Raw genomic sequence first — 22,343 nt, forward strand, 5'->3', positions numbered from 1 at the left:
GCGGCTCTACCTGCCAGACCACTATTGACCATTGCGCACTACCCAACTATGAAAAAACTTATCCTCCCTATGGCATTTGCGCTGTTATTGCAAATGACTTCTTGTATCACAACCGAGCGAGAAGTAGGGACTGGCAAAGCATCTCAGAAGACTTATAATCCCACGGCTGGCAACCGCATTACCAGCCGGAGTGTGCTGAGTAAGGTAAATGCACAGCACTATTTCACCAGTACCAAAGCCAAAGACCAGTTTGTGTTGGTACTGCAAGGCAGCAAGATTGTGAGCGCCCAAGCTAGCTTAGTTATTCTGACTAGCACCGGGGACACGATCCGCAAAGAAGTGATTCCGGCAACGGCCCTGCTGAAAGCTAGCGACCTAGATGACCCGCAAGCGGCTACCGTTCGCGACAAAGAAATTGCCATCTTGAAAGCGATGAACAACTTCTTTCACGAAGATCATTTTACCCAGCCGGCTATTCCACGCGCAGCCGTTCCGCCCACCAACGTAGATACGAAAGCCTGGTCCGCTGTGCATGCCGACACCAAAGCCGTCGGGTTTGATTATATAGCCGCTGGCGGCAAAGAGCGCCGTATTGCGTACGCCAAGACGCTGCAAAAAGCAGTGATTATTGCTGATTAAGGTTACACGCAGTCCTAGGTTATAAGCAAAAAAAGCCCGCAGCAAGCGGGCTTTTTTGTTGGTTCGATGCGGCTATGCCCAAGCTGAAAAGCAAAGCGAACCGAAATAACGCCGTAGGTAGCTAAAAAGAACGCGGCGTAGCATTCAGGATAATGCTACGCCGCGCTTACTAATACCAATCACCACCGAAAAGATACGAAGTTGCGCATGAATATCGGGTGAAGTCTGGTACTAAGATTTTAGCATTTGTGGAATAAGCCAGCCAACTACCCCATTGGCGCTGCGCACCAGCCGGAAGCCTGCGAATTCGCCCAACACCGCTATGTTCGTGCGGGCCGGCAACGTGTCGAGCGGCACGGCATCAGCGGCGGGCTGCGCGTACAGATCGGTGGCGACGGCAAGAGTGTCCCGACGCAGGGGAGTGGTGCCAGCGGGTACTACCGAGCGCGCCGTCACGTACCCTACGCGGCCATCGGGGCGCTCGACGCGGTACCAGTCGGCTTGCGAGCCCACTACTAGCAAAGGTGTGTCGTGGGCTAGGGTAGCCGCCGTGCGCCCCCGAGTGGTAGGGCTCCGCCGCAAATCAGTGTACTTCCCGCGTACCCGCACCCACTGACCTAGGCGTTCGGGGGCTGTGCGCGGGGCTGCTGGCGACGCGTCGGCGTGCCGCACGAACGGAAACGGATCGACCGCGCCTCGGCCGGCGCGGTAAATGCCAAAATGCAGGTGAGGGGAGGTGGTTCGTGCATTGCCTGTGTTGCCTACAAGTCCAAGCGTGTCGCCGCGGCGTACCGTTTGGCCGGGCTGCACAAGTTGCTTATCAAGGTGGGCGTAGTAGAGGTGCTGCCCGTGCTCCGCATCGGCGAGCCATACGACATTGCCACCTAGGTTGGTGACGCCCGTGCGCGTGATAAGACCCGGGGCAGCGGCCACTACAGGAGTGCCACGCTTGGCGAAGATGTCGATGCCCTCGTGGCGGCGGGCACCCCCATCGCGCTCCATGCCCCAAAAGCTCCCCACGGCTGCATCCGTTTTGCCCTGCACTGGGAAACCCAACGACGGCTCGCGGCGGATGCTCAACGTATAGCGGCCATTGCGCAACAATTCGGGCTGGACGCGCAGCAAATGTTGCTGGTCGTCTTCGGCCACGTAGTTAAAAGCTAGGTCCGCCGTGTCGGCCGAGGCAAGCAAGCGCGGGGCGTTGCGGTCGGGGCTCAGCTCAAAAGCATCAAGAAAAACGTGAGCGTCGGTACCAGCCGTGAGTTGCAAACTGATGCGCACCGTTTCACCGGCCCGGACGCTGTAGCGGTAAGCAGCGGCCGTCGCCCGGTCGGCCCGAAAAAGACCAGTTTCTGTGAACGGCAAGGTCACGACCAGCGAGTCGTGCAAGGCCCGGTCCGCGGCGGCCAGCCAATCCCGACCTAGGGCTGTCTGATCGAGGCCGGCCTGTCGCAGGCGGCGCGCATAAGTATCATGTGGCGTAGACTTCTGAAAAATGGCTTGCAGCGTTTGCTGTTTACCACAGGCTGAAAGCAGAAGAAGCAAGAAAACAAAAGGAAAAAAAGCGCGCAGCGGCTTGATGGGCATAGAGCGTAAAACAGGAAAGCGATACTATTTAAACCCGCTGCCATCGTTACTAGTTCGATCTGCTTGCTAGCCAAGAGGAAGGAAATAATCGTGCTTTGCCGACTTGGCACCTACGCAAAGGCTTGCGCTGCACAAGGTGACTAGGTGAATAAGAACAGGTCTACCCGATGGCTCAGCTGCCAACAATGTCGTAAGTTGGGGTTTGACTCAGTTTGTTTCTGCCTAAGTAGCGCGCCCTATGAAGCTTATCGAATGCCCCCGCGATGCCATGCAGGGTTTACCCGAGTTCATCCCGACCGCCAAAAAAATAGCGTATCTCAATGCCTTGCTCCGCGTTGGTTTCGATACGCTTGATTTTGGCAGCTTCGTGTCGCCCAAAGCGATTCCGCAACTGCGCGATACTGCAGAGGTGTTGGCCGGCCTCGATCTAACTGCCACGCGCACGCAGCTACTGGCCATCGTCGCCAATTTGCGGGGCGCCCAAACGGCGGCTGAGTTTCCCGCTATCCAGTACCTAGGTTTCCCGCTATCCGTGTCCGAAACCTTCCAGCTGCGTAATACCAACAAGACGATGGCCGAAGCCATGGCCGAGTTAGGGGAGATACAAAACGTGTGTATGCAGCGCGGCAAAACCTTGGTTACGTACTTATCGATGGGTTTTGGTAATCCCTACGGCGACCCGTGGGGACCGGAAGTGGTAGCCGAATTCACGCACGCCCTAGCGGCCATGGACGTGCGCATTGTGGCCTTGTCGGATACGGTTGGGGTTTCTTCGCCTGCGCTCATCACGCCCTTATTTCGCCAGCTTATTCCTGCATTCCCGCAGGTAGAGTTCGGCGCGCACCTGCACACTACTCCCGATACGTGGCGCGAAAAGGTAGAAGCCGCCTACGCAGCTGGTTGTCGGCGCTTCGACGGCGCCATCGGAGGCATTGGGGGCTGTCCAATGGCTGCCGACACGCTCACCGGTAACATGCCTACCGAGCACTTGATCGCCTACTTCGAGGAGCAAGGAGTAGCTTTAGCCATAGAGCAGCTAGCGTTGGCGGAAGCCCGTAGCGCCGCTAGCAAGCTGTTTCACTTTGCCCTTCCCGCATAGAGTTGCCACGTGACGAACCTGTATCTTCGCTTTCGTTTTTACCACGCTAGGCCACGCTAACTAAGCGGAAGTCTGGCTCTTTTCTAACTTGATTACTAGTAACTGCAAATGCCGGACGTTGACCTCTTCATTCCTTGCTTCGTAGACCAGCTCTTTCCCCAAACGGCCATGAACATGGTGAAGGTACTGGAGGCAGTGGGCTGCGAAGTGCACTACAATGGCAACCAAACATGCTGCGGGCAGCCCGCTTACAACGCTGGTTACAAAGCAGAAAGCTGCCAGGTAGCAACCAAGTTTCTCAATGACTTTCCCAACGAGCCTGGTCGCTACATCGTGAGCCCCTCAGCCTCCTGCGTGGGCATGGTGCGCGGCTCTTATGCCGAGTTATTCGAAGGCACAAAAGACCAAAACCGCTACTTTGGCGTGCAGCGCCGCATTTTTGAAATGACCGAGTTTTTGGTCGATGTGTTAGGGGTGAAGCGCATCGAAGGGGCGCAGCTTACGGGTAAGTATACGTATCACGATTCCTGTGCCGCGCTGCGCGAGTGCGGTATCAAAGAGGCGCCCCGTACGTTGCTAGATAGTGTGCAAGGGCTGGAGCGGCTAGAGATGCTGGAAAACGAAACGTGTTGCGGCTTTGGTGGCACCTTCGCTGTGAAGTTTGAAGCTATTTCTGTGGCAATGGCCGAGCAAAAGGTTGAAAATGCGCTAGCTACCGGCGCTGAATACCTTGTGAGCACCGACACGAGTTGCCTGATGCACCTAGATGCTTACATCCGACGCTACGACAAACCCATCCGTACGCTGCACGTCGCCGACGTGCTAGCAAGCGGTTGGTAGTGCGCTAAAAACTTTTTGTTGAAAAGAGGTATACGGATTTTTATAAATATTAATATTATAATATATTTATGTCGTAATAACCGATTGGTTACTACTTCCTCTGCTAATCATTCTTTACTCATCTAGTATGTCTACCCTAACGGCGCAGAAGCAGTCTGCTTACTCCCACTTGACTTCTATTGACAAGCGCAGCAACCTCTCGCACCGGGAGCTATTAGCGGAGTACATTGAGCCCGGCATCCCGGTGGTGCTGACGGATGTTGCCCGGAAGTGGGGAGCCATGGGAAAGTTTACCCCGGCGTTTTTTAAGAAGACCTACGGCCACCTAACGAAGGAGATAAAAGGCCAATCCTACACCGTAGCCGAAGTAGTAGACCGGATTATGGTTTCGAGCCCTGCTAACCCGGCACCCTACCCTTGCAATTTGAATATCGAGCGGTACTTCCCGGAGTTGATGGATGAACTAAAACCCGAAATAGTTTTCGGGAAGTCTGACCGCATCAAGCACCCTTTATTGCCGAAACTCATGCTGCGCGGCACCGAAGTATACGAGCTCTTTCTGGGCGGCAACGGGGCTAGCTTTCCTTACTTGCACGTAGATGCTTTGTTTTTGCACACCCAAATAACGCAGCTCTACGGCGCCAAAGACTTTATCCTATACTCCCCGGACCAGGTAGCGTACATGTATCCAAAGGAGGAAAATAAAAAAGTATCGCAGGTAGATATCTTTAATCCTAATTACGAGAAGTTTCCGCTCTTTAAAAAAGCGAAGTCGATACGGGTTACGGTCGAGGAGGGCGAAACGATCTTGTTCCCGACGAAGTGGTGGCACACGACCCAGATCCACGAGCCTAGTGTATCAGTAGGCCGTGTACACCTGAACACCTGGAACTGGGCCGATTTCACTCAGGACAACTACGATTTGCGCAAAAAAAACCACCCAGCCGTGGCTTTGGCTACACTAGCTTACGGTAAAGTGCTAGGTCGCTTGATCGATATGCAGGAGAAGATGAGCACACCTGCTTAGTCTCAAAAAGAACAAATTAAAAGCCCAAAACAAGAAGCGTGACATGCGAAAGAATGTGTCACGCTTCTTGTTTTGGGCTTTTTTTGAGATAGCTGTTAGCGTACTTACAAGTTGCTACAGCAGCTTCTGAATGCGCTCTTTCAAACCGCCGGAGGCTTCCAACAGAGGAAGGCGGGCGGCGGCGGAACATAAGCCCAAGGCTTCGAGGACCGCTTTTACGCCCACAGGGTTGCTTTCCTCATACATCAGTGGATTAAGAGGCAAGAACTCATAAAGAAGCTTGCTTGCTTCGGCAAAGTTGCCTGCTAGCGCATGACGCGTCATTTGACCCATGCGCTCGGGAAACGCATTACCCAGCACGCTGATAACCCCCACTGCCCCGAAGGAAATCATGGGGGCGGTCAACAGGTCGTCGCCGCTGATGAGCAAGAAGTTATCGGGCTTGCGCGCCGCAATGACCATGCACTGCTCCAGATTGCCGCTTGCTTCCTTAATACCAATGATGTTATCGTGCTGGGCGAGGCGTAGCGTCGTGTCGGCGGTCATGTTAGAACTGGTCCGGCCGGGCACGTTGTACAGCATAACCGGTACCGGAGAAGCATCCGCTAGGCGCAGGAAATGCTGGATAATGCCCTGCTGCGATGGTTTGTTGTAGGCAGGACTTACGGAGAGAATAGCGGCAATGCCCGCTAGGTCGGTGGTACGTAGCTGGGCCTCTACGCCCAACGTGTCGTTGCCGCCGATACCATACACAAGGGGTACTCGGCCGGCTACATGCTCTTTTACGACGCGCAGAATCTCGGTTTTCTCCTCAGCCGTCACCGTGGGCGACTCGGCAGTAGTGCCGTTAATAACGAGGTATTCGATGCCACCATCAATCGTAAAATCGAGTAGACGCCGCAAGGCTACGTAGTCTACCGCGTGGTCAGGGGTGGGGGTGAAGGGTGTGACGAGTGCGATGCCCGTACCGCGGAATTGGTCCATGTAAGAAAAAGCTGTTGCTTTGAGCCTGGAAAGGCGAAGGCGAAGGTACAAACTCCATTGGTGTGGTTGCTTGGCCTAGGCTTTGCTTTCTTTAAAATACCCGGTTTTTATCTCCCAAACCGGCATTTCCTGTCTATGTATTCGTTCCGTATCGCTTCGCTTACAGTTGCTGCCTCCCTAGCAACTGCCTTCACGCTCTCCTCGTGCGAAACCAAATCTGCGGCGGCAACTGAGGTTGCCGACAAAGGTCCTGTTACCAATCTTGAGGCGAAGAAGCCCGTGGTAGCAGAAAAGGCACTTGACCCGACGAACATTCCGGCCAGCAAAATTGCCCCGGCAGCTACTATTTATGGTCGAGAGCAAGTCCCAATCTTGTGCTACCATCAGATTCGAGACTGGCGTCCGCGCGATTCACGCCGGGCTAAAGACTACATTGTGCCGGTCGAAACTTTCCGTCAGCAAATCAAGATGTTGGCTGACAGTGGGTATCACAGCGTTTTGCCCGATCAGCTGTATGCCTACCTAGCGACTGGGGCGCCGCTCCCCAGCAAGCCGGTGATGCTGACTTTCGACGACACAGACCTAGACCAATTTACTGTCGCCAAGCCCGAACTGGACAAATACGGCTTTAAGGCTGTGTACTTCGTGATGACTGTATCGCTTGGCCGGCCACATTATATGAGTCGGGCCCAAGTAAAAGAACTTGCCGATGCAGGCAACGTGATTGGCTCCCACACGTGGGACCACCACAACGTGAAAAAATACAAGGGCGATGATTGGGCAACGCAAATTGATAAGCCTACCAAGCAGCTAGAGGAAATTACTGGCAAGCCTATCAAGTATTTCGCTTATCCATTCGGGCTGTGGAATCCCGAAGCTATTCCGGAGCTTAAGAAGCGCGGGTTTGTGTCGGCGTTCGTGCTGTCGGAAAAGCGTGACCAGCAGGATCCTCTTTATACGGTACGCCGCCTCATTGCTAGCGGTTATTGGTCGCCCAGAACGCTGCACAATAGCATAGTTAACAGCTTTTAAGCTATCTAGCCCAACCAAGCGGGGCCCGTCCGTAGAGAATAAATCGTTCTCTACGGACGGGCCCCGCTTGGTTGGGCTAGGTAATGAGTTACTCAGTTTTCAAGCCGCTCTCTTTTAGCGTCTTGAAGCCACCTGCATTCACCACTTTGCGAAACCCTTGCTGTTGCATAAGTGCGCCCGCCTTGCCACTACGGTTGCCAGAGGCACAATAGAGTACGTACGTCTTAGCAGTATCTAGGTGAGCAATTTGGGTGGAGAAGTCCGTAGCCTTAAAATCAAGGTTACGGGCGCTTTGCAAGTGGCCGCTAGCGTACTCGGTGGGAGTGCGCACATCCAGTACCACTACGTCAGGTTGTTGTAAGAGCTGAGCCGTAGTAGCTGGCGCCGCAATGGGCGTCGTTTGGGCTTGTGAGCAACCGGCTAAGGAAAGTGCAATGCTCGCTAAGGAGAGGAGGTGCAGAAGTTTCATGGAGTAAAACTACGCAAAACGCTGCGCCTGAGCGCAGCGCTGCAACCGTGAGCCAAAGGGTGGGAAGTTGGGTGGGAGGTTAGTAGACGGGCCCGGGTGGAAGCCGGCCTGACTCACGGTTGGAGCGCCGCGCACATGGGCGGCTGGTTAGTGGGCACTAAGGTAAGGGCATTTTTTTATTCTGCAAACGGTTGCAGTAATTTTATGCAAACGGTTGCGGTTTCGTCATACTCGTAAAGTGACCTATGCTCCTTTGCTGCCTAAGCACTATTTCGACTAATGCAAAATGTCATCAACCAACTCACTAGTAGTATCTTCCGTAGCCGGAATCATTGCGAGCAAGTCAGTTTCACTGATGATAGGTACCTTTAGTTCCGTGGCTTTTTCGCGTTTGGAAGGCCCCATTTTATCACCGGCTACTAGGTAGCTGAGTTTCTTGCTGATAGACCCTGTGACCTTCCCGCCGTTCTGCTGAATAAGTTGTTGCAGCTCGTCGCGGCTATGCTGCTCAAAGACGCCAGAGAGAACAAACGTGAGGCCAGCGAGCCGATCACTCAAGGCTTTTGGGGGCTCGCCCGTCAGGATCAACTGTACACCAGCAGCCCGCAGCCGCTCGATGAGCTGGCAGTTGGCGTCATCTTGAAACCAAGCCGCTACTGACTCCGCAATAACGCCCCCTACCTCCGACACGGCCGCCAGTTCGGTCATAGAAGCGGCCATCATGGCGTCGATGGTGCGGTAGTGGTTCACTAGCTTTTCAGCCACCGTCTCACCCACGTAGCGGATACCTAGGCCAAACAGTACCCGATCGAACGGGACTTGCTTGCTGGCTTCAATACCGGTGAGCATGTTTTGAATAGACTTTTCGCCCAGGCGTTCGAGCTGTACCAGCTCGGTACGCCGTTGGGGCAAGTCGTAGATGTCGGCAGGCGTTTGTACCAGCCCTAGGTCGAAGAAGCGGCCTACGGTTTCGGCACCCAGCCCGTCAATGTTCAGGGCTTTGCGCGATACGTAGTGCTCCAGCTTGGCCTTAAGCTGCGGTGGGCAACCACGCTCGTTGGGGCAGCGGAAGTGTGCTTCGCCCTCCGGCCGGATGAGCGGCGTGCCGCAGCTAGGGCATTCTGTTGGATATTGAATGGGCTGGCTATCAGCTGGCCGCGCCGATAGATCAACGCCCGTAATCTTAGGAATAATTTCGCCGCCTTTCTCCACGTACACCATGTCGTTCAGGCGCAAATCGAGGGCGGCAATTTGGTTGGCATTGTGTACGGAAGCCCGTTTTACCACCGTACCAGCTAGTGGTACCGGATCGAGCTGAGCCACGGGCGTAACGGCCCCGGTGCGGCCTACGTTGTACTCGATTTTGTTGAGGCGAGTGCGAGCTTTTTCCGCCGGGTACTTATAGGCAATAGCCCAGCGAGGACTTTTGGCCGTGTATCCTAGCACCTCTTGTTGCCGGAAATCATCAACCTTAATGACAATGCCATCGGTAGCGACCGGCAACGTAAAGCGCTTCTTATCCCACTCATGTACAAAAGCTAGCACCTCGTCTAGCGAATGGCATAAGCGCCACGTGTCGGATACCGGCAGGCCCCAGGCGTGCAAAGCGTTAAGCGATTCGCTATGAGTGGCGAAAGTCCCGCGAGTATTACTCAAGAAGCTGTACGCGAAGAAGCGCAGACGCCGGGCTGCTACCAAGGCAGAGTCCTGGAGCTTAAGAGCACCACTAGCAGCGTTGCGGGGGTTGGCAAGCAGGGCTTCGCCATTTTCCTCGCGCTCAGCGTTTAGCTCCGCAAAAACGGGCAGTGGCATAAATACTTCCCCACGCACCTCAAACTCCGGGGGCTGGTTGGAGGCAGCCCGCAGGTGCAAAGGTAGGTTCTTAATAGTGCGCACGTTGTTCGTGACGACGTCGCCGCGGGTGCCGTCGCCGCGCGTGACGCCCTGGGTGAGCTGGCCATTTTCGTAGGTAAGGCTCATGGCTACCCCGTCGAATTTTAACTCACACACATAAGCAAAATCGTCGCCGAGGGTACGCCGTACCCGGTCGTCGAACTCACGCAAGTCGGCCTCAGAATACGTATTGCCCAGCGAAAGCATGGGGTAGCGGTGCAGGGCCGTCGGAAACTGTTTGGTGATGGTGCCGCCCACACGTTGGGTTGGGGAATTGGGCAGTGCAAACGCAGGATACTGCTTTTCTAGGTCTTGCAACTCGGCAAGCAGGCGGTCAAATTCCTGGTCGGGTACCTCGGAAATATCGCGCTGGTAGTATTGGTAGTTTAGATGGTGCAGACGCTCGGTGAGGTCCTGAATCTGCTGCTGAATGGCTTCGGTAGTTGGCATAGCGCGCAAAGGTATTCGGGACCGGCAAAATAGTGAAGGGATGTAGGTACCCGTAGGTATTCCAACGAAAAACGGCCACCTAGGTTAGGCAGCCGTTTGCAGCCGTTAGGGCTGTTGAGATAACAAAAAAGCTAACTAGCTAGCCGTCATGGCGTGACTACTCTTTGAACTTCACTTTGACTTTCTTCTGCGCGGCGCTCTGGTTGGTTTTGCCACCTAGGTTGCGCTCAGTCAGCACCCGGGTTTGCTCCAGCTTCCCATTCTTGCCGTACACTTCCGTCTTCACAATGCCCACGTTAGGTGAGTAATAGTCGACCACTTTGTTGACGGTGCGCAGCAGCATATCGACGTGGGCTAGGGTACCTGCCTCGCGCTCCGACTCAATTTTATAGCACGAAAACGTTCCGGCTGGCGTGGTAATCGGGCTAAGGTCACCGGTCACGCGACGTTTTTGCACTTTGGAGAAAACTTTAGCAATATCCACGACGGAACTACTCACGTCTACCGTTACGCCCCCGCCGGGCAACTCGCTGCCTACGGTCGGCTGGTTGGGCCAAGCGAGCGGTACGGGGGCGAAGGCCAGCCGCCGGTCGCGAAAGCGGCGTAAGCTCTCGAAGCTGAGCTCGCCTAAGCCATCTGTAAAACTCGTATCCTGGCGGCAGCGGTAAGTAAGGTCTTGGGAGTGCACCAGCCGGCTTTTGGTGTCATAAATGCCACTCTTGATCAGAACGGTATTGGTGGTAATCGTCTGCTTCTTGTTCGTTTCGGAGCCTAGGCTTACGACGCGGTTGCGAATAAGACCTTGGCTTTTTCCGTTATGATCAAGAAGTTGGTACACGTACTCTGTGTTGTCATCCAGGCCAAAGGGGTGAACACAACCGCCCGGCGCGGCCGCCGATGTCAGCGGGGTAGGACTAGCGGTTTGGGCCAGGGCAGAAGCTAGGGGCAGATAAGCGAAAACCCCAAGAAGGAACGGGCGGAAAAGGGCAAGGCAGATCATGTGTGGAAAGAAAAGGACAAACTATATAGGACTATTACGAATAATGCGCAGATTGGATTCTGGAAAGATCCTCTTTTCGGTAGCTGAACTATGGTTGATTCTGGCTGTTTTCTCCCTTAATGTTGTCGGTGGCTGTGCGGGTCTGAAAGGCTAGGGCTAGGGTAACTGCGCAACTTGCGCCTGGCAGACACGTTTCTTCTGTACACTTGTACTCTCATTTACCATTTACTTCTATGGCTGACGCTACTTCTCAACCTGCTTCTTCTTGGGCCGATACGGCGGCTTCGTTACTTTCCAAGCTTTCCGGTGGTGTGGAGCTCACCTGCGCCTTCGACCAGATAGAGCTGCAAGTGCCCAACGCGCAAAACCCTAACGCTGCGCCTGCTACGTGGCGGCTAAACGGCTCCTTGCGCATCAAAACGCGCGGAGAAGGCCCCGCCACGGGTATCTCGTCTGGGTCGACATCTGCGGCGGCTGCCGGCTCGCGCCTTGGCTAGTGGCCTGGAAATAGACGCGCGCCTGGTACTTTCTTACAACAACGAAGACATTCAGATAGCGGGCTCGGGTGGCTACCTGATTGTCAATTTCCCGAACCAGCGCGTGTTCGATACGCTTACCAGTGGCCCACCTGGCGGTAGTTCCGACAAGCCCAAGGCCCCCAAAGGCTTCGACCCGTTGCAGCAGCTCAATGACTTAGCTCGGCAGCTGGAGCTGGTGCTGGAGCTGCGTGTGGCCGGCAAAACGCACGTAACATTTGGCGCAGGTCGCAGTCCCAAAATTACGTTTCACGCCGTGCTCGGTAAAATTGGGTCGTTCTTCCGTGGGAGCTAGGTACCGGGCCATCCTCAAGGCGGTGGATAATAGTATTTTCCGCTAAAAAAGGAGCGGTACCACGCTGGTTTTTTTGTGTACCTTGGTCTATGGCACACTTTACCCAGGCAAACGGAAAGCGCGGAACTAAAGGGGCTTAGAATGGTTTGCCAAAACACACTGCTGTCATTCCCACTAATGAATTCTGATAAAGAACGTAACAAGGTTGGGGCTCGTCGGACGCCCTCCGCTTTTGCCCGCATGGAGCGTATGTCGCCCCTGCTGATGCTTTTGTACTTGAGCATGGTAGGAATCACGGTGCTCTTCATCATTTTGGTTGGCGCCTACTCGCACACTCGTTACTTCAGCGCGTTGCCTTCGGGGCTGCATTCTTTCCCCCGCTACTTCTCCATCAGCACCATTGTGTTATTGGTAAGCAGCTATACCGTCAACCAAGCACGCCGCATCTACCAGCAAGACGACATGGGCAACCTAGCTCGTTGCCTAGGGGCTACGATGATGTTGGGAGCCATCTTTATGGGCTTGCAAATAGCTGGTTGGCGCGAGCTAGATGCGCAAGGTGCTTTGTTTTCTGGGGAAGACGGCGACGCGAGCTACACCTACATCTACCTGATTTCGGGGCTGCATATTGTGCACGTGCTAGGCGGTATCATCTTCTTGCTCGTGCTCCTGCTGCGCACCTTACACGCCTCGCGCGACGCGGTGCGCACCTTGGTCTACATTCGTAATCCTTACCGTCGCCTGCAATTGCGCATGCTCACGGTGTATTGGCACTTTATCGATGTGCTATGGCTCGGGTTGTTTGTTGTTTTCTTGTTTCTGTACTAGCGAAGAACCGCAACTGCTACAGCAAAAAGGCCCTGACGATATACGTCAGGGCCTTTTTGCTGCTATTAACAAAGCTGTAACCAAGCTCCTAAGCTAGGGGGCAATGGTGACGGTGCCCCGGAATCGTTTCTTATCGGTGTATTCGATGAGGTAGTAGTAGACGCCCGCTGGCAAGCCGCCGCCATCCCAGTGCAAATCACGGTTGGTGGTGCGGTACACTTCGTTGCCCCAGCGGCTGAAGATCTTAATGCTGCTCAGCAGCGAGCCACAAAAATCTGGAGGCAAGCTAGGTAGCTCAAAAAAGTCGTTCTTCTTGTCGCCGTTTGGGGTGAAGATATTGGCGGGCAGGAACGTTAGCGTGTCGGTACTAAACACCTCGAAGCGCACCGTGCGCGAAATGGTCTTGGGTACGCAACTGGTTTCGCGTAGCGTGAAGTTTACTTCCAATCCGCCGCGGGTTACAGCTTCACAAGAAGGGTCCCAACGGAAAGTAGCCGTCGCTTGCCCTTTACCATTCACCGGAACGAAGCTCATCCCAACCTCTGCTAGGTCGAACCCGTTGCCGGTTGCCGCCAGCACAAGCGCATCTTGGTCGCTATCGAGGCCCGTCAGGGTGGCTTCGTAGGTGCTGCCTAGGGGGCGGCGCACAACCGAAACGGTGTTCGTGGCTAGGTCGATAGGCGGAAGGGTAGAGGCAAGCACCGGCGGCGCATTTACGTACTCAATTTGCATGGGTACCACTAGGGTTGTTACCTGGCGCTCGGTGCACGGCGTCGCCGTGGCTGTGAATACAAACTCATACAACGTCTTGCCCGCCGCAACGGCAGCACAATCGACACGCCAGGAGAAGCGCGCCCGGCTCGGATTGGTGCCCGGCGTTACGGTAAACTGAGCGCCTATATTCGCGGGTGTAAAATCGCGGCCCGCCATGGCCAGCGTGATAGGGTCGTTGTCGGGGTCGTTGCCAATAACGTCAAACGTGACGAGGTCACCTAGGCGCACTCGCAAGGGCGTAGTCGGGTCGGCGGTCGTGGTTAACGTGGGCCCTGAGTTTGGGTCGGGCTTGGAGGTGAAGGCCACGCGCACCGTATCGCGCTTAGGCAGGCTACAGCCATCGTCCGCCACAATTACATCGAGCAGATACACCTTGCCTTTCGTATCGAAGCAGGTAGGAAAGCAAAGCTGAGAAACCAGCGTATCGGGGGCGCCAGGAGCGTGCACCATCCCTCGGACGGTCGTGAACGTGGGTAGTACCCCCGTGAAGTTCACGGGGCTCAACGACATCGTTAGGTTCGAGGCGGGGTCGGGGTCGGTGAAGCGCAAGTTGATGCAGCGGTTGCTGCCAGCTTGCAGCTTCAGCGTGTCGCGGCCGGGTTGGTAGGTGTTACGCGTATTCGGCATAATCACTTGCACCGTGGGGTCGGCGTTGGTAGAACACGGAATGACTTTCAGTTGAAAATCGCGGCGCACCTCACCAATCTTTTCTTTGTTGCGGTACTCGCTGCACTTAATGCCGAATACGAACAGTCCAAGCTGGGTGGGCCGCACTTCGAGCCGGCCCGTTGTGCGGCCGATCGACAGAGTAGGCGTGCCCGGAATCTGGTTTTGCTCGCTCCGCCCCGACAGCCACGTAATGGGGTCATAGGGGACGGGCTCTGCTTGGCTGGGCTTGGAGTTGCCGCTGCTGGAGTGGCCGTTCAGCGGCGTTACGAGCTCATACACCAGCGAATCGCCGTCGACATCTTGGCCCCCAAAGTTGTAGTAGAACAGCTCTCCCCGGCAGGCATAGTCGCTCAGGGGCGGGAAGATGCGCGGTGTCGAGTTCACGAAGGCCTTTCCGTTGCGCACAACGGCCGGAAACTCCAGGTAGAAGGTTTGCCCGGCTCCGCCCGGATTGGCAATGTTGCCAATCACGTTGTTGCGGCAGCAGCGCTCCACCGCTACGTAGTAGCCCGTGGGGTTGATATATGTGGCCGCTGGCAGCTGCACGTCGCGGGTGTACACAAGCCGCCGCGTGCTTAGATCGTTGCGGGTACAAGCCGGATTGGTGTACGACACAAACGAGTTGTTGACAAGTGGCAGCGACACATTGAACATGCGCTTGTTGGTAGTCTTCTCGAAAACGCTTGCTGTAAGCTCATTATCTAGGGCACCGGCGCTGCCGTTCACCGCATCGAAGTACAAATTCAGGGTGAGCGTGTAGGTGCTGCCCGATTTGTATTGTAGATCTAGCTCGCCTCCCACAATGTGCGTTGCCTGGCTAAGGCGCGCCAGCATAAGCAGCGGAAGTATAAGAAGGAAGCGGTGGAGAAAGAGAGAAGAGTAGTGTTTGGGCATAGGTGGCAGGTTAACAGAGGAATAGCTTCTTTCGAAAGATAAGCAATAAGGTGAAATGGCAAGCCCCAAATGGCGTGATGAAAAAATGGTAAGTAGCTACGATTCATTTATCTTTCCTCGTTATTCAACTACTCCGTCAGTCGTGCCTATGTATCGTTTCTACTATTCGCTTGTTGCCAGTCTGTTCCTGCTAGCTTCCTCGGTGCGAGGACAGGCTCCTAGCGCCGCTTTATTGACCAACGACTGCGTTGATGCGGCGCAGCGCTGCGCGACGGCCCGGCAGGCCACCGCGCAGCTCGCCCCCGCGGCCACGGTGCGGCACCGACAGAAGATGGAGCGTTACGACGTGAGCTATTACAAGCTGGATATTAAGCTGGAAAATAACTCGCGCGCGGTGGGCGGCGTGGTGCGGCTGCAAGCCCGCGCTGGTCAGTCTCTCGACTCGCTGGCGTTTGAGCTGTACCCTACCTTCACCATCGATTCGGTGGTGGTGAATGGGCGCCGCTCGCCGGGCGTGCTCCGCCAGGCGGGCGACGTGACGGCCAAATTAGCTACCCCAGTGCTAGGCAACTCCGTGTTCAATGCCCTGGTTTACTACCGGGGCACGGCGCCTAACAGCAATACTGGTGGCTCGGCCATCGGCGACGCGCTTAATACGGGACGCCGCGCTCCTTACAATGTGAATGTGACTTGGAGCTTAAGTGAGCCGTTTGGCGCGTATGAGTGGTGGCCCTGCAAGCAAGTGCTTACTGATAAAGCCGACTCTTCCGATGTGTGGGTGACAACGACTAATCCTAACCGGGTAGGTTCCAACGGCGTGCTGGAGCGCATTACGCCACTGCCTAATAGCATGAGCCGCTATGAGTGGAAGTCACGGCACCCTATTGACTACTACTTGATTTCGGTGGCGGTGGGGCCGTACGTGGAGTACGTGAATTACGCTAATCCAGCGGGCGGACCTAGCATTCCCATCGTCAACTACCTGTATAACCAAGCCGCTTTAGCAGATTACAAAACGGAGATAGACCGCACCCCAGGCTTTATCGAAAACTACTCGGCCTTGGTAGGACTGTACCCATTTGCCAACGAAAAGTACGGGCATAGCATGGCCCCGCTAGGAGGCGGAATGGAGCACCAAACCATGACGACCCAGGACGGCTTTACCTTCACGCTCACCGCGCACGAGCTATTCCATCAGTGGTTCGGCGACAACGTAACGTGCGCTTCGTGGCAGGACGTTTGGCTCAATGAAGGCTTTGCTTCCTACGGAGAATATCTTTCTTATCAGCGCTTTATACCTAACAATGCCCGCCTGTGGATGGACCAGGCGCACAGCAGTGCGATGAGCAATAACGGCAGCGTGCGCGTAACGGATACCACGAATACTAATCGAATTTTCAACTCGGCGCTGAGCTACAAGAAAGGGGCGGCTGTGGTACACATGCTGCGCTACCTGCTCAACGACGACACTAAGTTCTTTCGTGCCCTGCGTACCTATCAAGCCACGTACGCTGGGCGCACCGCCCGCACGAGCGACTTGCAGCGGGTCTTTGAGGCAGAAGCGGGCCGTTCACTGACTTACTTTTTTCAGCAATGGTTTATAGGGCAAGGCTATCCTGTTTTCAGCGTGCGCTGGAACCAGGTAGGTGCTAGCCTCTACCTGCAAACCACCGAAACCGCCACCGCTCCCACGGTCACGCCTTTCTTCGACACCGACCTCGATTACAAAGTCAACTACGCCGATGGTACCAGCCAAGTAGTTCGCCTGCGCCAAGGGCAGCCAGTAGCTTCTTTTAGCGTGTCGGCAATGAAGGCAATAAGCTCGATTGAGCTGGACCCTGACCAATGGGTCCTCAATGGCGTGGGCACTATTCAGCGTGACAACGGACTGGTGCTGGCTAACAAGACGCTGACCCGAGCCACTCAAATACACGTGTATCCCAATCCCTGCCAGGACGTTCTGCAACTGCCGGACCTAGGCCTAGGTCGCGTAACCACTATTATAGAGGTGGTGGATGCAACAGGGCATTTGGTGCTACAGCAGCCACTGCGCCCTGAGCAAAAACAGCTCGATACGCGCCACCTAGCTTCGGGACTTTACTTGCTGCGCTTCACTACAACGGCGGGTGAAGTGATGCGCGCACGCTTCATTCGGGAGTAGCTTATCTCGCTAAAGGCTAGCTTGGAAAAAGCTAGCCTTTAGCGTACTGCTTGATCTTCGCTTGGACCTCGGCCGGGGCGGGTGGCAAGTTCAGCACCTGTTCCATGAGCTCGTCAAATGAATGCGCGGTCGTGAAAATGGCGTCTTGGTACGGGTTGCTAAGGAAGCGAATAAAGCCAGGCTGCTTATTAATCGTAACTAAGTCAATGGACACTGTTCCAAAGAGTTGATTGCAGCGCCCCGTTTCGGAACAATCCTTGGGCGGCGGCTTCAGAAAGTGCTTGTAAATAGTTTCGGTGTAACGCGGTTGGCGATGCGTGCGCTGATCAGAGGTAGAAAGGTTATAACCCAGCGCCAGCACCCGGTCGCGCAAAAAGTCGAAGAAGTGCCGAAAGTTTCCGGGCCCAATGCTAGGGTCGTAGAAAAATACTGCACCCTGCCGGCCGGCTTCCTGCAACAACTGCACCCGTAGCCCTTGGCCGTTGGTAATGTGAGCTTTGCAGAAATGGTATGCCTTGAAATAAGGGCCCGCCCAATTGAGGTATACTTGCTGCGCCAGCCATTGGGCATGGGCGCGCTCCTCCGCCACTGTGCGTACCAGCGGTTGCCATTCGCTCTTGGATGGGGAGGAGCGCTGAGAGAAAAGATGGTCGAAAAACTTGAACAAGGCTGAGGGTACTGCTTGAAGGACAAACACTAGCCGCCTGAAATAGTTTTTCTATCCCGCTGCATCTTCGTTCGCGCTGACCTTATCTTTTCTTTCCGTTCTAATCCCACTCATGCCATACCATGACCACCAACGAACGCACGACACTTAAACAACGACTACTAGCAGAATGCCGTCGGGTGCAGCAGCAAAAGGCTGACACCGCCCGGCAAGCGATGCTAGACGTGCAGGAAAGCGCCAACGAAAGCAAAGGCGCTATTGAAGACAAATTTGAGTCGTTTCGGGAGGCCTGCCAGATTCAGCGCGACTTGTACGCGCGGCAGCTCGATGAAGCCCTCAGCAGCCTGCAGGTACTACAGCGTTTGCCCAAAACTCACACCGCACACGATGAACCTAGCCTCGGCACTATCGTCGTGACGGACGCCCAACGCTTTTATATTGCCGTGAGTCTCGGTGAAATAGCCGTGGAAGGCGAAAAGTATTTTGCCATTTCTGCCTTCTCGCCCATGTACCAAGCGATGGCCAAGAGCCGCGTCGGGCAAACGTACACCTTCCGGGGCAAGCCTTACCGGATTGAAGCTATCTATTAGCTTGTAGTTGCTTGATTTACAGACGTAAATATCATAAAAAAAGCGGCGCTTTCACGAAAGTGTCGCTTTTTTTATGGGCTGAAAACTAGCTTATTTCACCCGCGTCCAAGTCTGCGAGCGGCCAATCATGGAGAAGCCAATGTAGCCTTTCACTTCCATGCGGTTAGCATCCAACACTTTCATGTAGCAGGAGTAGGTCTTGCCGTTTTCCGGATCGTAGATCTTGCCATCGTCCCACTTGTTCTCGCTATCGTAGGCAAAGTCCCGCATGAATACTAACCCGAGCAGCGGCTGGGAGCGAAGTTTGGGTTCGGGGTTGTTTTTATCAACTTTCGGTTTGCCCGTAGCGGGGTCGTTTGGGACGGCCACCGTCGTGATTTTGCCGCAAAGCTTGTCGCCACACTTATAAATCTCGAACGTAGCCTTCTTATCGGCGTTGGTCCAGGTGCCAACCGGCGAAAGCTTTTGAGCGGTAGCCATTCCTGTAAAGCCTAGTAGCAGCGCCAACCAGAGGAACAAGGTTTTTATCATGGTAACGGAGTGGTGAGTGGGTTTTGTGGGAAAAAGATACTCCAAAACTTCTAAATCGGTGCGCTTTCAACTATTTGATGTGTGAAGCAAGCAACGTTATGACCTAGGTCACAGGGCTCGGAAAGGGTCTTTTTAGAAAATGACAAAATCTTTAGAAAGAAAAACTAATTGATAGTCAAGGTACTGCCAGCTAAATGGCGGCGCGGGGTTAAAAAATGGGTTTTTTATTTTGAACCATCCGGCTGGCTTTTAACTTTACCAACCAGTAGTGAGTGCTACGGCCCCATCCAAGCAAGCCCTAAGGTGCTGGGTAACACGGATGGGGAGATGTCGAACGTAAAGAAAGGAGGTACAAAATGTCTAGTAGTCCCAACCAAATCCTGCCAAGCCTGTCGAATGTAGTCCGCTTCACCGCCGGACGCGCTTAACAACAGCTTTCGCGCGGAGCTAGCTACCACAGTGGCTCTTTCCCGCATTACGGCATGGTCTTACCTCCAAAGATGGCGGGGCTGCACCCCAGACTCGTCGCTTGGTAAGATTTGAAGGATTAGATACCCGGTCCGCCCAGCAGCCTCCCAGTGAGGTTTTGCACAGGCAGACCGGGTATCGCTTTTTATAAGCAAAACGCAAGCAGCGGGGTAGCTACCTAAGTTTAAACGAACCTAGGTAGCTACTCCGCTGCTTGCGTTTTGTCTTCGGCTGTTGCTTTGCTACTCAATGACTCTACGCACTCCCAGGAAGCGGCGCTCGTAATCGGTGCCGCTTACTTCGCTGATCTTAACGCCGGAGTCGCGGCGGGCGGAGGAGGCATGCACAAACCGAATTGGTTCACCGGGCTCCGAAATGACGATGCCCGCGTGGCCAGGCGTGGTAGAAGTAGCCGCCGTGCCCGTAAACACGACGATGTCGCCTTTGCGAGCTTGGCTGCGCGGCACTGCCCGGCCCGCGTGAATAAGCTGCGCCGTCGAGTGCGGCGTTTCGATGCCAAAATGCCCGTATACGTACATTACAAAGCCCGAGCAATCGAAGCCGCTGACGGGTGAGGTGCCTGCATAAGTGTACGGTGAGCCCATCTGGCGCATCGCAAACGAGATGATGCTATCAGTGCGCGAGCTAGGGCGAGGTATTACGTATGCTACCATGTGGGCGGGCAGCGGCTGGCTAGCTTGCGCCAAGCTGGTCTGCTGATGGTCGGGCTGCCGGTGTTGCCAACCGATAAGCCCTAACAACAGGAGAGCTAGGCTCATAAAGGTGATCCAAACGTAGCGCATACAGCGAAATTAGCAGCAAACAGGGAATGGGGTGTGGTGCTTGCCTTAACGGTTGAGCTCGGTACCGGGTTCCGGGCGGAGAACGAAACGAAAAGCGTGCTACGGGTGAAAAGTGCGCTAAACGAAGTCTTACCTTGCAACCTCTATGCTTTTTCCGGGTCGAAAGAAGGAGCCTAGCTTCGTGAATCAACTCCGTAAATCACCAATTTATTTTTTCATGCCCCTTTCTCGTTTACGCCTGCTGCTGTTTGCGGCCCTGGTGTTAGTGTTAAGCCACGCTAGCCTCGCGCTGGCAGCGCCTACGTTGCGCTACACCTTATCCATGCCAGCGCCCCAAACGCACTATTTTGAAGTTGAAATGGCCTTCGGCGGTTTTGGCAAACCGTACACCGATGTGAAAATGCCCGTGTGGGCGCCGGGTTCTTACTTGGTGCGTGAGTTTGCCAAGAACGTCGAAGGGTTCACGGCCCAAGCCAGCGGCCAAGCGCTTCGCACCGACAAAGTTGACAAGAACACGTGGCGCGTGTACCACCCCAAGGCCAAGAGCTTCACGGTGCGCTACAAAGTGTACGCGTTTGAGCTGAGCGTGCGAACCAGCTTCGTTGATGCCTCGCACGGCTACCTGAACGGCACGAGCGTGTTCATGTATCCGGCCGAGGAAAAAATGCTGCCTAGCACCCTCGTGGTACAGCCCGCCACAGGTTGGACGCAAGTATCCACTAGCCTGAAGCCGGTTGCTGGTGGCGCGGCCTTCACGTTTGCTTCCACCAACTACGACGAATTAGCCGACTCGCCCATTGAAATCGGGACCCACAAGGTGCTGTCGTTTGTGGCCAATGGCACGCCGCATACGGTCGCTATGTACGGCAACGCCGTGTACGATGAGGCCACGCTGCTCAACAACATGAAGCGGGTGTGCGAGGAAGCCCACAAGGTAGTCGGTCAAAATCCCCTCGATCGTTACGTATTCATCGTGCACAACTTGGAGCGGGGCACTGGTGGCCTGGAGCACTTGTACTCCACGACCCTGTCGGTGTCGCGCAACTCGTATAGCTCTGAAGCCGGCATGAAGCGCTTCCTCGGGTTGGTAGGGCACGAATACTTTCACCTCTGGAACGTGAAGCGCATTCGGCCCATCGTCCTAGGTCCATTCAACTACGACGCCGAGAACTACACGCACATGCTGTGGCTGAGCGAAGGGGGCACCAGCTACTTCGGCGACCAGATTGTGCAACGCGCTGGCTTCACGACGCCCGAAAACTACCTAGCAGCCCTGAGCAACACCATCACGCGGGTCGAGAACTTGCCTGGTAACAAGCTGCAATCGGCCGCCGAATCGAGCTTCGACGCCTGGATCAAGCAGTACCGCCCCAACGAAAACTCAGACAATACAGGCGTGAGCTACTACGACAAAGGGCAACTTATCGTTGGGCAGCTCGATTTGATGGTGCTAAATGCTACGAAAGGCGAGAAGCGCTTCGATGACGTGATGCGCTACCTCTACGCAGAGTATTACCAAAAGCGTAAGCGCGGCTTCACGGATGAAGAGTTTCAGGATGCCGTGGCCAAAGTGGCAGGCCAGCGCTTCGATGAATTTTTCCGGACTCGCGTGTACGGCGCCCAAACCTTAGACTACAATACGGTGCTAGGTTACGCTGGCCTCACGCTGAACACGGCCCAAGCCACGGGCGTGTCGCTCGGCGCTAGCGTTGCAGCTACGGGCGTGAGCTTGAGCGCGGCTGGTACGCCCAGCGGTGGCCGTTACGTGGTGACCGGGGTAGTGCGCGACGGTAGCGCCTGGAAAGGTGGCCTAAGCGTAAATGATGAACTCCTGACGCTCGACGGCGTGCGCATCACGGAAGACGTGAACAAGCTGCTCGCCGACCGCCCTGTGGGAAGCGAAATACGCTTGCTGGTCAACCGCGAAGGGCAACCGACGGAGCTGCGGTTTCCGCTGCTCGCTAACCCTGCTAAACGCTACCGCATCGAGCAAGCACCTAATCCCACCGAAGCCCAGCTAAACATTCTGCGTAAATGGCTTAAGTTTCAGCAATAACCGACTAACAACCCACAAAAAAGCCTCACCCACTATGGGCGAGGCTTTTTT

At 55.1% G+C, this 22,343-nt stretch carries 20 protein-coding genes; 11 read left to right on the plus strand and 9 right to left on the minus strand.

Annotated features, from left to right (window positions below):
• Positions 1-48: 48 nt before the first annotated feature.
• A complete protein-coding gene (locus BXP70_RS06865) occupies positions 49-639 on the plus strand; it encodes a hypothetical protein (protein ID WP_143436396.1) in 591 nt (196 codons plus the stop codon).
• Between the two features lie 231 nt (positions 640-870).
• Here BXP70_RS06865 and BXP70_RS06870 read toward each other — a convergent pair whose 3' ends face one another.
• A complete protein-coding gene (locus BXP70_RS06870; RefSeq protein WP_086593303.1) occupies positions 871-2,226 on the minus strand; it encodes a M23 family metallopeptidase in 1,356 nt (451 codons plus the stop codon).
• A 238-nt stretch (positions 2,227-2,464) separates the two neighbouring features.
• On the opposite strand from BXP70_RS06870, the gene BXP70_RS06875 reads away from it, so the two are divergent.
• The 3 genes from BXP70_RS06875 to BXP70_RS06885 all read left to right on the plus strand — a co-directional run bounded on the left by BXP70_RS06875 (position 2,465) and on the right by BXP70_RS06885 (position 5,192).
• Positions 2,465-3,325: a hydroxymethylglutaryl-CoA lyase gene (locus tag BXP70_RS06875; protein WP_086593304.1), complete on the plus strand. Its 861-nt coding sequence runs from the start codon at positions 2,465-2,467 to the stop codon at positions 3,323-3,325.
• A 108-nt stretch (positions 3,326-3,433) separates the two neighbouring features.
• On the plus strand, positions 3,434-4,165 hold the full coding sequence (locus BXP70_RS06880) for a (Fe-S)-binding protein (RefSeq protein WP_086593305.1): 732 nt from the start codon (positions 3,434-3,436) through the stop codon (positions 4,163-4,165).
• Between the two features lie 127 nt (positions 4,166-4,292).
• Positions 4,293-5,192 carry a cupin-like domain-containing protein gene (locus tag BXP70_RS06885; protein ID WP_086593306.1) on the plus strand — a complete coding sequence of 300 codons (900 nt, stop codon included), beginning with the start codon at positions 4,293-4,295 and terminating at the stop codon, positions 5,190-5,192.
• A gap of 114 nt (positions 5,193-5,306) precedes the next feature.
• Here the strand turns inward: BXP70_RS06885 and dapA are convergent, their stop codons facing one another.
• Positions 5,307-6,176 carry a 4-hydroxy-tetrahydrodipicolinate synthase gene (gene dapA / locus BXP70_RS06890; RefSeq protein ID WP_086593307.1) on the minus strand — a complete coding sequence of 290 codons (870 nt, stop codon included), beginning with the start codon at positions 6,174-6,176 and terminating at the stop codon, positions 5,307-5,309.
• A gap of 135 nt (positions 6,177-6,311) precedes the next feature.
• Here dapA and BXP70_RS06895 point away from each other — a divergent pair, with 135 nt between their 5' ends.
• Positions 6,312-7,208 carry a polysaccharide deacetylase family protein gene (locus BXP70_RS06895; RefSeq protein ID WP_086593767.1) on the plus strand — a complete coding sequence of 299 codons (897 nt, stop codon included), beginning with the start codon at positions 6,312-6,314 and terminating at the stop codon, positions 7,206-7,208.
• 88 nt (positions 7,209-7,296) lie between these two features.
• Here the strand turns inward: BXP70_RS06895 and BXP70_RS06900 are convergent, their stop codons facing one another.
• The 3 genes from BXP70_RS06900 to BXP70_RS06910 all read right to left on the minus strand — a co-directional run bounded on the left by BXP70_RS06900 (position 7,297) and on the right by BXP70_RS06910 (position 11,020).
• Positions 7,297-7,677 carry a rhodanese-like domain-containing protein gene (locus BXP70_RS06900; protein WP_086593308.1) on the minus strand — a complete coding sequence of 127 codons (381 nt, stop codon included), beginning with the start codon at positions 7,675-7,677 and terminating at the stop codon, positions 7,297-7,299.
• A gap of 276 nt (positions 7,678-7,953) precedes the next feature.
• Positions 7,954-10,020 (minus strand): NAD-dependent DNA ligase LigA, encoded by a 2,067-nt coding sequence (ligA, locus tag BXP70_RS06905; RefSeq protein ID WP_086593309.1) that lies wholly within the window; start codon positions 10,018-10,020, stop codon positions 7,954-7,956.
• Positions 10,021-10,177: 157 nt separating this feature from the next.
• Positions 10,178-11,020: a TapB family protein gene (locus tag BXP70_RS06910; protein ID WP_086593310.1), complete on the minus strand. Its 843-nt coding sequence runs from the start codon at positions 11,018-11,020 to the stop codon at positions 10,178-10,180.
• A 233-nt stretch (positions 11,021-11,253) separates the two neighbouring features.
• Here BXP70_RS06910 and BXP70_RS06915 point away from each other — a divergent pair, with 233 nt between their 5' ends.
• The 3 genes from BXP70_RS06915 (at position 11,254) to BXP70_RS06925 (ending at position 12,679) form a co-directional block, all read left to right on the plus strand.
• Positions 11,254-11,517 carry a hypothetical protein gene (locus tag BXP70_RS06915; protein ID WP_086593311.1) on the plus strand — a complete coding sequence of 88 codons (264 nt, stop codon included), beginning with the start codon at positions 11,254-11,256 and terminating at the stop codon, positions 11,515-11,517.
• Positions 11,510-11,851 (plus strand): hypothetical protein, encoded by a 342-nt coding sequence (locus tag BXP70_RS06920; RefSeq protein ID WP_086593312.1) that lies wholly within the window; start codon positions 11,510-11,512, stop codon positions 11,849-11,851. Before BXP70_RS06915 ends, BXP70_RS06920 begins: the two co-directional genes overlap by 8 nt.
• Positions 11,852-12,028: 177 nt before the next feature.
• Positions 12,029-12,679: a cytochrome c oxidase subunit 3 gene (locus BXP70_RS06925; RefSeq protein ID WP_086593313.1), complete on the plus strand. Its 651-nt coding sequence runs from the start codon at positions 12,029-12,031 to the stop codon at positions 12,677-12,679.
• A gap of 93 nt (positions 12,680-12,772) precedes the next feature.
• Here BXP70_RS06925 and BXP70_RS06930 read toward each other — a convergent pair whose 3' ends face one another.
• A complete protein-coding gene (locus tag BXP70_RS06930) occupies positions 12,773-14,956 on the minus strand; it encodes a gliding motility-associated C-terminal domain-containing protein (RefSeq protein WP_179197612.1) in 2,184 nt (727 codons plus the stop codon).
• 208 nt (positions 14,957-15,164) lie between these two features.
• On the opposite strand from BXP70_RS06930, the gene BXP70_RS06935 reads away from it, so the two are divergent.
• Positions 15,165-17,177 carry a M1 family aminopeptidase gene (locus BXP70_RS06935; protein ID WP_179197613.1) on the plus strand — a complete coding sequence of 671 codons (2,013 nt, stop codon included), beginning with the start codon at positions 15,165-15,167 and terminating at the stop codon, positions 17,175-17,177.
• 31 nt (positions 17,178-17,208) lie between these two features.
• Here the strand turns inward: BXP70_RS06935 and BXP70_RS06940 are convergent, their stop codons facing one another.
• Positions 17,209-17,844: a hypothetical protein gene (locus tag BXP70_RS06940; protein WP_086593316.1), complete on the minus strand. Its 636-nt coding sequence runs from the start codon at positions 17,842-17,844 to the stop codon at positions 17,209-17,211.
• A 122-nt stretch (positions 17,845-17,966) separates the two neighbouring features.
• Between BXP70_RS06940 and BXP70_RS06945 the strand changes: the two genes are divergently transcribed.
• A complete protein-coding gene (locus tag BXP70_RS06945; RefSeq protein ID WP_086593317.1) occupies positions 17,967-18,434 on the plus strand; it encodes a hypothetical protein in 468 nt (155 codons plus the stop codon).
• Positions 18,435-18,524: 90 nt separating this feature from the next.
• Here the strand turns inward: BXP70_RS06945 and BXP70_RS06950 are convergent, their stop codons facing one another.
• Complete coding sequence (locus BXP70_RS06950; protein WP_086593318.1) at positions 18,525-18,965, minus strand: DUF2147 domain-containing protein; 441 nt, start codon at positions 18,963-18,965, stop codon at positions 18,525-18,527.
• A gap of 710 nt (positions 18,966-19,675) precedes the next feature.
• Positions 19,676-20,236, minus strand: a complete 561-nt coding sequence (locus tag BXP70_RS06955; RefSeq protein ID WP_086593319.1) for a C40 family peptidase — start codon at positions 20,234-20,236, stop codon at positions 19,676-19,678.
• Positions 20,237-20,453: 217 nt separating this feature from the next.
• On the opposite strand from BXP70_RS06955, the gene BXP70_RS06960 reads away from it, so the two are divergent.
• Complete coding sequence (locus tag BXP70_RS06960) at positions 20,454-22,292, plus strand: M61 family metallopeptidase (RefSeq protein ID WP_245849548.1); 1,839 nt, start codon at positions 20,454-20,456, stop codon at positions 22,290-22,292.
• Positions 22,293-22,343: the final 51 nt, after the last annotated feature.

The sequence above is a fragment of the Hymenobacter crusticola genome (assembly GCF_002154225.1).
Lineage (GTDB): Bacteria > Bacteroidota > Bacteroidia > Cytophagales > Hymenobacteraceae > Hymenobacter > Hymenobacter crusticola.